We start from the raw sequence: 11,815 nt of genomic DNA, 5'->3' as shown, positions 1-11,815 counted from the left end.
CTGTATCGCAACAAGAATCGCCCTGCCGCGCCACGCATCGGCCCGGATCCGCAACGGGGCGCGCGGATCCGGGCCGACCGGCTCCGGACTCAGCGGGTGCTGGGCGCAGGCGCCCCCCGCAGCCGGGCACTCGGGCTGCCGTGCCGCCGCCCATGCCGTCGCCATGCCGCCACCGGAGTATCCGGCCACCGCGACCCGGCTGCCGCGCAGAGCAGCAGTGTTCGGCCCGGCCGAGTGTGCCGTGTCCCGGGAACCCAGATCATGCGGCTGTCCCTCCCGTGTCGCTGCTGTCGAGAGCGATCTTCGCCGGTACCGTGGCTCCTCGTCGACGGGTCGCCGCGAGCATCGGCGGAGCTCACAACCTCACCTGGTGTGCGTTGTGACCGGAGGCAGCGCGCACGCCGATAGGCGGGCGCACCGCCGCGGCGACAGGTGGATTGTGAGATCTCCAAGCGAAATCGGAACGTGTTCCGCTCGATGGTGCAACACCTACCGTCGAGTAGGAAGGCGCTCACCAGTGCCGGGGCGAAAGGAGCACGCCATGATTCCCACCGACGAGAACATCGCCGCCACCCTCCACCGCATCGAACCGAACGAGATACCGACCCGGCGGATCACGGTCTACTTCGACGGCCCGACACCCGAGGACGCACTGGTCCTCGAATACGCGGCGACCCAGGCCGAGGCCTGGGAGTTCACCTCGGCAGCCGTGCATTCCGGCCTGCTGGTCACCGTCGACGGCCACGTCGGCCCCGGCCTGCGCCGGTTGCCGTGCCGGTCCCTGTGGCACTGACGATCACGGCACCAACTCGTCGACCGCACTAGGCTGGCACGGCGGGCGTTCGCCGGCCCGCGGTGACAGAAGGGGCGTTCGTGACACGGTGGCAGTTCCGGCTCGCACTCGCCGCGGTGGCCGTCCTCACCGGCTGCGGCTCGGCCGACACCCCGGATGTCGCCGCCACGTCCAGCACCGCCGCCCCGACGACAACCACCAAGAGAGTGCCCGCCACCATCGCATCGCCCACCACCACGGTCGACCCCTACGCGGGCCTGCCCCTGATCGATCACGTGACCTGGACCGCGAACGTCGACGGCCCCCGCTTGCTCGTCTTCCCCACCCAGGCGGGCCGCAAAACGGCCGCGCCCGGCACCGACGAGCTGGCCTGGCAGGAAGTACGTGCCCTCGACCCCGATGCCGACGCGCCGGGCATGCGCGACCAGTTCCTGTGCCACTGGGTGTGGGCGAGGATGGTAGCGCCCGGCAAACCGAGCTGGAACCTCGAACCGTGGCGCCCCGACGTCGGCTATCAGGCCACGGTGTCGGCGAACTGCAATCCTGGCGGCCCCGAACGCTGAGAGGAGCACCCCATGCGCATCGTCATCGCCGGTGGACACGGCAAGATCGCCCTACTGCTCGCCCAGTTACTGACCCGGCGCGGTGACCACGTCCACGCGCTCATCCGCGACCCGGACCAGACTGCCGATATCGCCGCGACCGGTGGCGTCCCGGTCATCTACGACATGGAATGCGACACCGCCGCCGACCTCGCGGCCGCGGTCGCCGGTTCGGATGCGGTGGTGTTCGCCGCTGGCGCGGGGGCGGGCAGCGGTGCCGCGCGCAAATACACCGTCGACCTCAACGGTTCGGTGCAGCTGGCCGACGCCGCCGAGCACACCGGCGTCGCGCGGTTCGTGCAGATTTCGACAATGGGCGCAGGCAGCCCACCCGCACCGGGAACCGATGAGGTGTGGGCCGCCTATCTCGACGCCAAGACCCGCGCCGAAGCGGACCTGCGAACCCGCGATCTGGACTGGACGATCCTGCGTCCCGGTCGGCTCACCGACACCGAAGGCAACGGTCTGATCACGCTCGGACCGCCGCCGATTCCGCGCGATTCGGTGCCGCGCGCCGATGTCGCCGCGACGCTCGCATCGATATTGTTCGCGGACAATACTTTTCGACGCACGCTCGAGCTGGTATCCGGAACGCTGCCGATCGAGTCAGCTGTCGCGGCCATTTGATAACCAGAAATTAACTATCACAAGAAATTTCGCCCGCTGGACGCGATTACCGCGCACCCCGCCCGCATTGTCGTCACCCGATGAACACCGCGAACCGCCGGTCACGCCACTATTCGGGCACCACCCATGGCGAAGGTGGTGCCCACACCCTGGATTCGCCGCTCAGAAGCCGGGAAATACGCCGCATCGAGAAGGAATCGATCGTGCAGATGTGCTTGCATGTGAAAGTGTCCCCGTCCTAAACTCAGGGCCGCAACACAATTCAGGGGATAGTAAGGGGAGGCCGCGAGCGGCACACCCGGGGTAAAGATTGCCTTGGGTTTGCCACTACCTGAGAAGCACAGGGGCATTCACATGAACAACACCACAGGCCGGTTCGGCCTCGCCGATCGCGCGGCGGCCACCCACCCCGGCACCACACGGTCGTCACGGGAAAGCGCGATCGCTTTCGTCATAGATGCCGTGGAATCCACCGGCGCGGCGACCCGCAACGATTTCGATATCGATCGGATCGTGACCACCGCGCACGAGCTGGCCGACGACTGGGATCTGCAGATGCTGACCCCCGATACCTTCTGGCGCATTGCCGCCGGCTGTATCCGGTACTGAACACCGAATCGGCACCCGGCGATCTTCCGAGCAGTCCGATCGAGTTCTTGGTGTCGACCCCGCTGAACCGTCAATCCCGTTCGGCGTAGGACAGCAGGATCTCGCGTGAGCGATCCGGCCGTTCGGCCTGGACGCTGAGCTGATCCATCACCGACAGATACATCGCGAGGTCCTGGCGACGCTCGAGGTAGAGCGCGCTGGTGAGTTGCTCGAGGTAGACGATGTCGGGCAGTTCCGGCTCGCCGAAGCGCAGAATGCTGAACGAACTGCCCGCCGCCGCGTGCCCGCCCGCCGCGTACGGCAGCACCTGGACGGTCACGTTCGGCAGCTCCGCCAGTTCGGCCAGGTAGCGCAGCTGTGCCTTGTGCACATCGCGACCACCGATCGGACGGTGCAGTACCGCCTCATCGATCACCGCCCATACCACCGGCGGGTCGACCCGGCGCAGGACATCCTGGCGTAGCTGACGAACCTGGACCCGGCGCTCGGTTTCGGCGTTGTCGAAACCGAGGCCGACGATGGCCCTGGTGTACTCCGGCGTTTGCAGCAGGCCGGGCACCAGCTGGGCCTCATAGGTGCGGATCTGACTGGCGGCCTGCTCGAGCCCGAGGTAGGTGCTGAACCACGACGGCAGCAGATCGCTGTAGCGATGCCACCAGCCGGGTTCGCTGGCCTGCCTGGCCAATTCGAAGAACGCGGTGCGTTCCATGGGGTCGTGCACGCCGTAGAGCGTGAGCAGATCCCGGATGTCGCGTTCCTTGAAACCGGTGCGGCCCAATTCGAGTCGGCTGATCTTGGCGTGCGAGCCGCGAATCGCGTCACCGGCGTCCTCGCGGGTGATGCCTTTGCCCTCGCGTAGCTTGCGCAACTGGCCACCGAGCGCGATGCGCAACACCGTAGGGCCGCGGTCGACAACAGGTTGCACGCGACCGATCTCGTCGGGTTCAGCCGTCATGAACCCAGATGCTACCGATTACCCAGTGAGGTAGTCGAACTCTCCGGCCTTCGCGCCGCGGATGAACGCGTCGATCTCGGGCCGGGTGTAGAAAATCACCGAGCCCTGCGGGTCGCGCGAGTTGCGCACGGCGACCGAGCCGTCGGCGGCTTCGGCGACCTCGACGCAGTTGCCGCTGGGGTTGCTGTAGGTGCTCTTGCGCCACGCGCCGTCTCCCGGGCGTTCACGCTGATCATGCTGTATTCCGGACATACCGCACTCCTCCTTCTCGAATGATGCCCATCGGTACGAAAATTGCAGATGCACGCACAAACGTTCTTGCATCTGCCTTGCGCGATGGGGACATTAACATGCGAAACGCCACCGCGCACCGGTCGGTACTTACCCGATGCCATGACCGGGAGTACGCCCCACCGAGCCGTCCAGCCCCCTGAATTCGCAAGCGCCACAACCCCATCGCGGCCCGACACGGCCAGAACGAACGTGCAGATGTGCTTGCATTCGAAAACAACCCGCCCGTACACTCAGGGCGCAAGATCACCGGGAGGTTCGTCGGCTCGGCCGGGCAGACCTTCCGTCGCCGGATGGGAGGGGACTTCGATGAGTAGTCCGTTTCAGCGCCACCTCGGTGCCGCAGTCGCACCGCCCACGGCGTGTAGCGACGAGCCGAACGGGCTCACCTACCGTCAGGCGCGCGAGATGCTGAGCCAACACGACATCCACGGTCCGCAGTGCCGTCAGTGGTTGGCCGCCGCCGCGTACCTGTCCGCGGGGCTGGACGACGAATAACGCGGTTGTAACGTCTTCGTGCTGGTCAGGCCGGTTCCGACAGGTCATGCTAGTGGGCGAGGTATCGATCGGACGGGTGGTGCGCATATGCGGATAGCGGAGATCCTGCGCAACAAGGGCACGGCGGTCACGACGGTGTCACCGCAGACCACGGTGCGTGACCTGCTGGCGGCGCTGGCCGAAGACAATATCGGCGCGGTGGTCGTCTCCCCCGATGGCAAGGCGATCGCGGGCATCGTCTCCGAGCGCGATGTGGTGCGTCATCTGCATGCCCACGGTGCCGCGCTGCTGGATCGGCCGGTCACCGACATCATGACCGCCCGGGTTCGCACCTGTGGGCCCGATGAAGACGTGTCCTCGCTGCGAGATGTGATGACCGAGCACCGGATCCGGCACATGCCGGTGGTGGAGTCCGACCGGCTCGTCGGCATCGTCAGCATCGGTGACGTGGTGAAGAGCGAGATCACCGAACTGGCCGCCGAACGTGAACATCTCGTCGAGTACCTCCAGGGCAACTACTGAGCCCGACGCCACCCCGCGGTGCCGAAAAGCCTTGCGCCTGAGAATTCTTCGCGAGCCGTACCAGAAACGTGCGTATCGTTGAGCAGGTGTACCCCGCCCGGCCCGAGCTCGCCGCCGCCTCGGTGATCCGGCACGCGCCGACTCCGGTGCCGGCCTCGATCCGCGCGCGGTTCCCCGCCTTGGCCGATCCCGCGGTGGTCTATCTGGACAGCGCCGCGACGACGCAGAAGCCCGACACCGTCATCGCGGCCGTCACCGACTACCACCGCGAGCACACCGCCAACGCGGGCCGCGGCACCTACGGCTGGGCCACCGCACTGTCGGCGCGGATCGCCGCCGTCCGTACCCGGGCGGCCGGTTTCCTCGGCGCGCAGTACTCCGACGAGATCGTGTTCACCAGCGGAGCCACCGCCGCGCTCGGCGCGATCGCGCACAGTTGGGGCCTGGCCGAGCTGACCGACGGCGACGAAATCGTCTACAACCCCGCCGATCACGCCGCCAATGTGCTGCCGTGGCACCACCTGCGCGACACCCTCGCCAGATTCGGCCGCCGAATCGTGTTGCGGCCCTATCGCAGCACCGCGACCGGTGAGGCCGATATCGATGACATCCTCGCGCAGGTCGGTCCGCGCACCCGCCTGATCACCACCAGCCACCTGCATCACGTGTACGGCGGGCTCACCACCCTCGAGGAATTGCACGGCCGGATCGACCCCGAGATCCTGCTGTGCTTCGACTGCTCGCAGAGCGGTGGGCACCTGCCGGTCGACGTGACCGCGCTCCGCGCCGATTTCGCGGTCTTCGCGGGGCACAAGATGTTCGGCGCGCCCGGCACCGGGCTGCTGTACTGCCACCGCCGGGTGCACGACAAGCTGCGGCCCTTCCTGCCCGGCGGGCACTCCGGGGTCACGATCACCGACGCCGGTCTCGTCAGCACCGGCATGCCGGAACTGCTCGAGGGCGGCACCCACAACATTCCCGGGATCCTTTCCCTGGCACCGGCTTTCGATCTACTGGACGAACTCGACCGGTTCGCCGTCGCCGCGCACAACCGGGTACTCACCCTGCGGCTGGTCGATGGCCTGCGCGAGATCCCCGGGCTCGATTTCCTCCCCGGGCCCGCGCACGCCGCGTGCGCCGTCGGCTACGGGATCGTCTCGTTCACCCTCGACACGCTCACCGCGGCCGACCTCGGGTTCGTGTTGGCCGATGCCGGATTCCTGGTGCGGACCGGGGCGCACTGTGTGCCCTCGGCCGATGCCGGGAACGCCTCGGTGCGGGTGAGTACCCACCTCTACAACACCCTCGACGAGATCGACCGATTCGTCGCCTGCGTGTCCGGCATCGCCGGGCACGGGCGCTGACCCGACCTGTCCGCCAAGCCCCCGACGCCGAGGAGGAACGATGGGCACGCCCACCGTGCAGCACTACGATCGCCGCGCCGCGTCCCGGGTATTGGCCCGGCTGGCCGCCCCCGGGCTCTTCGCCTCGACCGAACCACCGGCTCCGGTTCGAATCACCTTCCGTACCCGCGCATTACAACCCGAGACCGGCGCCGCGCTGACGCAGTCCCAGCGGATGTACCTGGACCGGTTCATGCGACCGTGCCGCCCCGACCAGGTGAGCAGCGCGACCCACCGCCTCACCTGGACCGACAGCGCCGGCATCCCCAACACCGGGTACTTCCACACCACGGGCTCAGGTCCTGAGCTCGCGGTGATCGCGCGGGAAACCGTGCTGGCGCTGTGGCGCGCACTCTCGGCATCCGGCCTTGCGGCGCGGGCCGCGGCTCTACCCGCCCACGATCACGGCGTCCTTTCCGCGACCACCACCGATCACGATCCGCACGAGATCTTCCGGGTCGGCATCGAGGCGACGGGACGCGCGCTGGTCCAGCACGGGCTGATCGCCGCCGACACTCCCTATCGCGGGGTCATCGAATTCACCAGGGGGATGCGTGATTCCGGCATCTTCACCGCCGTCGCAACCCGCTGGTTCTGGGAACTGCAGGCCTCGACCTTCCGGCGCGGGATGATCCCGGTGCGATTGGCCACCCAGCCCGATGGGTCCGTGCGCTACACCGCCGATTCGATCGCGGTCCTGCGCGCGATGAAGGACGCCACCATCGCCGACGCGCACGCGGTGATGCTGCGCGCGACCACCGAGGAAGGCCTCGAGACCGAGGCGGCCGTCGCGAAATACCACGACGACCTCGACCTGATCTCACGGCAATACGCGCTGCTCCCGCCCGGCACCCGGCCCACCTGCCTCGCGGCGACTCAGCACGACATCGACGGTGCAGGCGTGCATGTGCTCGCTACCGTGGCAGACCGGTTCGTCGAGACGTTCACCGCGCTGGCGGGCACGGTGGAGGTGGTCGAGGACCTGACCGAGGAGCGACCCGGCAGCGATCCGGCAGGCGACGACGGTGTCTTCTACGTCCCCGATATGAGCTGCAGGCACTGCGTCCGCACGATCACCGCCCTGCTCGAGTCGATGGATATCCCCCTCGTCGAGATCGACCTGGAGTCCAAACGGGTGCTCGCACGGATCCGCAGTCCGCGCAACAGGTTCCGCGTGTTCGAGGCGCTGCGCGACGGCGGCTACAACCCGGTCGACGACGTGCCGGCGCAGGTGCCCGGCGCGTCGGTGGGATGATCCCGCCCGCCGTTCCCGCCGCGCTGCACCCGCTCGTCGCCGCGTTTCTCACCGATCGCGACGGCGTGCGTGCGGCGCTGCGCCGGTATGGCTCCCCGCTGCATCTGGTGTTCCCACAGGTCTTCACCGCCAACCTGGCCGCGCTGCGCACCGCACTCGACGCAGGAACGTTCCGGTATCGGATCTGCTACGCGCACAAGGTGAATCACTCGGCGGCGTTCGCCCATACCGCCGCGCGCGCGGGGATCGCCGTCGATGTGGCATCCGCGCGGGAACTGCGGTCGGCGTTGTCCGCCGGATTCCCCGCCGACCGGATCGAGGTAACCGGGCCCAAGGGTGCCGCGATGCTGCGCGCCGCGCTGGCGGCGGGAGTCACGGTCAATGTGGACAATCTCTGGGAACTCGCGACCCTGGCCGAGCTGGCGCCCCGGGAACCGGCAGTGCCGGTGTTGCTGCGCATTTCGGGCTTCGCCGGTAGCTCACCGAGCCGGTTCGGCATCGATCTCGCCGACGTGGCGGCCGCGCTGGATCTGCTGGTGCGGCATCGAGATCGGCTGCGGCTGCTCGGGTTCGCCTTCCATCTCGATACCGCGGCCACCACGGAACGGGTCAACGCCGTCGGTGACTGTCTCGAACTGATCGAACGCGCCTACGCGCACGGTCTCACGCCGGCAGTGCTCGATATCGGCGGTGGCCTGCGCCAGGTCTTCACCACCGACGCCGCGGGCTACGACGCCTACGACCACGTGCTGCGGGCAGGTCTGCTCGGGCGTGGTCCCGCGATGCACTGGGGCAACAACACTTTCGGCTACCACCTCGCCGAGGGAATGGTGCACGGCGGACCGGTGTTCCACAAGTACGCCAATACCGAGCCCGCCGCCGCCACCCTCACCGAGCTACTCACCGCTGCCCTGCCAGGGCACGGTGGACGGGCGCTGGGCGCGGTGCTCACCGACAATCTCCTCGACCTCTGGCTCGAACCGGGCAAAGCGCTGGTCGACCATGCCGGAATCACCGTGGCGCAAGTCGAATTCGTCAAACAGGCGGGCAACGGCGCGACGCTGGTACATCTTGATCTCAGCCGCGACACCGTCACCGCCGCCGACCAGGAGGTGCTCATCGATCCGATCGTGCTGGCCGAGGACGTCGAATCCCGGCCTGTCGGGGTGTATTTCGCCGGGCACCTGTGCCTCGAGCGCGACCTGGTCACCCAGCGGCAGGTGCGGGTCGAGCGTTTGCCGTCCCCCGGCGATCCGGTGGTCTTCGCCAATACCGCCGCCTACCACATGGATCTGTCGGCCGCGCAGGCGTCCATGCACCCGGTTCCGGCGAAAGTCGCGGTGCTCCATCGCGATGGACGGTTCGTACTCTGCCCTGATGCCGACTATCGGCCCGGGGACCGCTGATGGTCTACACCCACATCACCGAACTGATCGGCAACACTCCCCTGCTGCGCCTCGACCCCGCCGTCCACGGGCTACCCGAGGTCGACCTGTACGCGAAACTGGAGTCGCACAACCCTTTCGGTTCAGTGAAGGACCGCGTCGCCTGGGCGATGATCCGCGACGACCTCGAGCGGATCACCGCGGGCGGACAGTCGTTCATCGAAGCGTCGAGCGGCAACACGGCCAAAGCACTGCGGGTACTCGGCGCACTGCACGGCATTCCGCTGCGCGCGGTCACCAACCGGATCAGGGTGAGCGAGGTCCGCCAGCTGCTACAACTGCTCGGCACCGAGATCGTGGAACTTCCCGGCCTGTCCGAATGTCCCGATCCCCATGCGGCCGATGATGTTTCGGCCGTCATCGAGCAGACCATCAGCCAGGCGCACGGTCGCTATTATCACCCTTCGCAATACACGAACGAGCGCAATATCGCGGCCCATCACGACGGCACCGGCACCGAGATCGCCACCGACCTCGCCGACGCGGGCATCGACCATCTCGACTATCTGATCGGCGGCCTCGGCACCACCGGCTCCACCCGTGGCACCGCGACCGCGCTGCTCGCCCACCATCCCGGGCTGCGCACCATCGGGGTGGTATCGGACCGTTTCGACTTCATCCCCGGTATCCGCTCCGAGCGCGAGATGTGGGAGGTCGGCCTGTTCCAGCCGGATTTCTACGACGAGATCGTCACCGTCGACTCCGCCGCCGCCATCGAGGCGACCCTCGACCTGGTTCGTGGCTACGGCGTCCTCGCCGGACCGACCAGCGGCGCAGGCTATTTCGCCGCCCTTCGCGCGCTGGCAGCGGCACCGCGACCCGACGGCAGACCGCTGGTGGCCGTGCTGATCGTGTGCGACCGGATCGAACCGTATCTGTCCTATTTCGCCAAACGCAGGCCGGATCTGTTCGGCAAGCCCACCGGGCCGCCACCACCGAGCCCCGGCGACGCCGCGCCGACGCTCTCGCCCGCCGCACTGGCCGAACTCGACCGCACCGGCAGACCCACTGTCGTCGATACCCGTGGCGCGATGGCCTACCGAGTGGGGCATGTCCCCGGCGCGCTCAACATCCGCGACGACCAACTCGACGAAATGCTCACCCAGGGCGTGCCGTTTCCGCGGTCACGGCCGGTGGTGTTCGTGTGCCCCGTCGGGGAGACCTCGCTGCGTTTCGCCGCGCTGGCCCACCGCGCGGGCTATGCGGCGTTCAGCCTTGCGGGCGGCATCGTCGCGTGGCGCGACGCCGGATATGCCATGGAGCGCGGCGGCTGATCAGACGAGCACCCTGGTCGCACGGCGGGCGGTGCTCGGCGAACGACCGCGGCCGGTTGTCGCCAGCAGGGCCGCGAGCGGGCCGCGATAGCCATCGGCGAGCAGCCCGGCGACCGCGCGGAAACGCGCCACGAAGTGCTGTGCGGTCGCCTCGTCGAACCGGGCGATCGGATAGATGAACGACCCGTCGATCCCGGCCGGCGCGCCGAGCGGATCGACGTGATCGGTGAGCCCGAACTCGAGATCATGCTTGGCCCTGACCACGCCGGTCGGCACCTCGGTGATCGAAAGACCCTGTGCGGGTGGAGGTTCCAGGCTGGTGCGGGGCGACCCCGCGCGCTGGAGGATGAGCGTCGCCTGGAACAGCGGGAGCGCGGCGTCCTGCAGCAGACAGCGCTTGAGGCGAGTGTCGGGGGTGTCGGGGTGGGCGTACGCGGCGAGCGCGACGCGGCGTACCTGATCGATGAGCTCGTCGACGTCGCCCGCGCGATCAAGGCGGACCCGCATCAGCACGTCATCGGAGAAGTTGCCGACGAGATCGTCGAGGAGGCGGTGATCGCGACCCGAAACCGCCGTGGCGACAGTGACATCGCAGCTGCGAGCGAAGGCGCCGACGGTGAGGGCGAACGCGGCCTGCAACACCATGAACAGACTCGCCCGCCCGTCCTGCGCCACCCGCAGCAGCCCGGCGTGGGTCGCGGCGTCGAACGAAATCGGCAGCAGCGCACCGGCGACCGGGTCGATCGGCGTCGCGGGCTGTTCGCGGGCGGGCAGGTCGAGCAGGGCGGGACGGCCCGCCAGCGCATTGGCCCAGTACCGCAGCTGATGGGTCGCCCGGCTCCACTCGTCGGTGAACTCACCGAGCTGCTCGTGCTTCCACAGGGTGTAGTCGATGTAGCTGATCGGCAGCGGCGGCCACTGCGGGGAGGTGCCTGCGCGACAGGCCAGGTAGGCGGTGACCAGATCGCGGATCAGCGGGCCCATTGATCGGCCGTCGACCGAGATGTGGTGCACGACAAGGGCAAGCACCACATCGCCGGGGCCGAGGACCAACAGCCGCGCCCGCACCGGCAGATCACGGGTGAGGTCGAAGGGCTGCCGGGCCAGCGCGGCGACCGCGGGGGCGAGTTCGGCTTCGGCGACGCTGCATTCGGCCACATCGAGGACGAGATCGCCGGGGTCGGCCACCTGCTGTGCCGGGCCGAGCTCGGTGACCGGATAGCGGGTCCGCAGCGGAACATGTCGCGCGACAAGGAGTTCGAGCGCCTCACGCAACGCCGCCACGTCGACCGACGCCCCGCGCACGCGCATGGCCCGCGCCACATTCCAGTCCGCCGACCGGCCGAGCCGGGCGGCATGCCACATCCGCTCCTGGGCGGGCGCGAGCGGCACATACGCCGGACACGGTCGTGGCGCGAGCACCGGTGGCGTGGAGGGCCTCAGATACACCGGCGCACTCCCGGTGCGCGCCGTCGCCGTCAGAACGCCGCGACCGACATCGAATCCCCCCGATATCATCCCCACACCGGGGTCCAACACGC

Annotated in this window: 13 protein-coding genes and 1 pseudogene; 10 read left to right on the top strand and 4 right to left on the bottom strand. The window is 68.3% G+C overall.

The genetic code is table 11. The features are described 5' to 3' along the window. Positions 1 to 93 precede the first annotated feature (93 nt). Positions 94 to 210 (bottom strand): annotated as a pseudogene (locus ACTWPB_RS20865) (lipase family protein); the annotation flags it as partial. Positions 211 to 541: 331 nt separating this feature from the next. Between ACTWPB_RS20865 and ACTWPB_RS20860 the strand changes: the two are divergent. The 4 genes from ACTWPB_RS20860 to ACTWPB_RS20845 all read left to right on the top strand — a co-directional run bounded on the left by ACTWPB_RS20860 (position 542) and on the right by ACTWPB_RS20845 (position 2,631). After that, a complete protein-coding gene (locus tag ACTWPB_RS20860) occupies positions 542 to 793 on the top strand; it encodes a hypothetical protein (RefSeq protein ID WP_446222259.1) in 252 nt (83 codons plus the stop codon). A gap of 80 nt (positions 794 to 873) precedes the next feature. Continuing rightward, positions 874 to 1,356: a DUF2599 domain-containing protein gene (locus ACTWPB_RS20855; RefSeq protein ID WP_446222258.1), complete on the top strand. Its 483-nt coding sequence runs from the start codon at positions 874 to 876 to the stop codon at positions 1,354 to 1,356. A gap of 12 nt (positions 1,357 to 1,368) precedes the next feature. After that, positions 1,369 to 2,022 (top strand): NAD(P)H-binding protein, encoded by a 654-nt coding sequence (locus ACTWPB_RS20850; protein WP_446222257.1) that lies wholly within the window; start codon positions 1,369 to 1,371, stop codon positions 2,020 to 2,022. 354 nt (positions 2,023 to 2,376) lie between these two features. Next, the gene (locus ACTWPB_RS20845) at positions 2,377 to 2,631 is read left to right on the top strand and encodes a hypothetical protein (protein WP_446222256.1); all 255 of its coding nucleotides are present in this window, start codon (positions 2,377 to 2,379) and stop codon (positions 2,629 to 2,631) included. Between the two features lie 70 nt (positions 2,632 to 2,701). Here ACTWPB_RS20845 and ACTWPB_RS20840 read toward each other — a convergent pair whose 3' ends face one another. Further along, the gene (locus tag ACTWPB_RS20840) at positions 2,702 to 3,586 is read right to left on the bottom strand and encodes a helix-turn-helix domain-containing protein (protein WP_446222255.1); all 885 of its coding nucleotides are present in this window, start codon (positions 3,584 to 3,586) and stop codon (positions 2,702 to 2,704) included. 18 nt (positions 3,587 to 3,604) lie between these two features. After that, a complete protein-coding gene (locus tag ACTWPB_RS20835) occupies positions 3,605 to 3,838 on the bottom strand; it encodes a DUF397 domain-containing protein (protein WP_357290715.1) in 234 nt (77 codons plus the stop codon). A 348-nt stretch (positions 3,839 to 4,186) separates the two neighbouring features. Here ACTWPB_RS20835 and ACTWPB_RS20830 point away from each other — a divergent pair, with 348 nt between their 5' ends. The 6 genes from ACTWPB_RS20830 (at position 4,187) to ACTWPB_RS20805 (ending at position 10,274) form a co-directional block, all read left to right on the top strand. Next, positions 4,187 to 4,375 (top strand): hypothetical protein, encoded by a 189-nt coding sequence (locus tag ACTWPB_RS20830; RefSeq protein WP_378928335.1) that lies wholly within the window; start codon positions 4,187 to 4,189, stop codon positions 4,373 to 4,375. Between the two features lie 87 nt (positions 4,376 to 4,462). Beyond that, complete coding sequence (locus ACTWPB_RS20825; protein WP_446222254.1) at positions 4,463 to 4,897, top strand: CBS domain-containing protein; 435 nt, start codon at positions 4,463 to 4,465, stop codon at positions 4,895 to 4,897. An 86-nt stretch (positions 4,898 to 4,983) separates the two neighbouring features. Continuing rightward, positions 4,984 to 6,261, top strand: coding sequence for an aminotransferase class V-fold PLP-dependent enzyme (locus tag ACTWPB_RS20820; RefSeq protein WP_446222253.1), 1,278 nt, complete (start codon positions 4,984 to 4,986; stop codon positions 6,259 to 6,261). 40 nt (positions 6,262 to 6,301) lie between these two features. Beyond that, positions 6,302 to 7,555: a heavy-metal-associated domain-containing protein gene (locus tag ACTWPB_RS20815; RefSeq protein WP_446222252.1), complete on the top strand. Its 1,254-nt coding sequence runs from the start codon at positions 6,302 to 6,304 to the stop codon at positions 7,553 to 7,555. Continuing rightward, complete coding sequence (locus ACTWPB_RS20810; protein WP_446222251.1) at positions 7,552 to 8,961, top strand: alanine racemase; 1,410 nt, start codon at positions 7,552 to 7,554, stop codon at positions 8,959 to 8,961. The genes ACTWPB_RS20815 and ACTWPB_RS20810 overlap by 4 nt, the downstream gene beginning before the upstream one ends. After that, complete coding sequence (locus ACTWPB_RS20805) at positions 8,961 to 10,274, top strand: pyridoxal-phosphate dependent enzyme (RefSeq protein WP_446222250.1); 1,314 nt, start codon at positions 8,961 to 8,963, stop codon at positions 10,272 to 10,274. Before ACTWPB_RS20810 ends, ACTWPB_RS20805 begins: the two co-directional genes overlap by 1 nt. Here ACTWPB_RS20805 and ACTWPB_RS20800 read toward each other — a convergent pair whose 3' ends face one another. Beyond that, complete coding sequence (locus ACTWPB_RS20800) at positions 10,275 to 11,723, bottom strand: condensation domain-containing protein (protein WP_446222249.1); 1,449 nt, start codon at positions 11,721 to 11,723, stop codon at positions 10,275 to 10,277. Positions 11,724 to 11,815: the final 92 nt, after the last annotated feature.

Source organism: Nocardia sp. IBHARD005 (genome assembly GCF_052814245.1).
The sequence above is the reverse complement of the archived record's forward strand: the minus strand, read 5'-3'. Positions and strand labels throughout refer to the sequence as shown.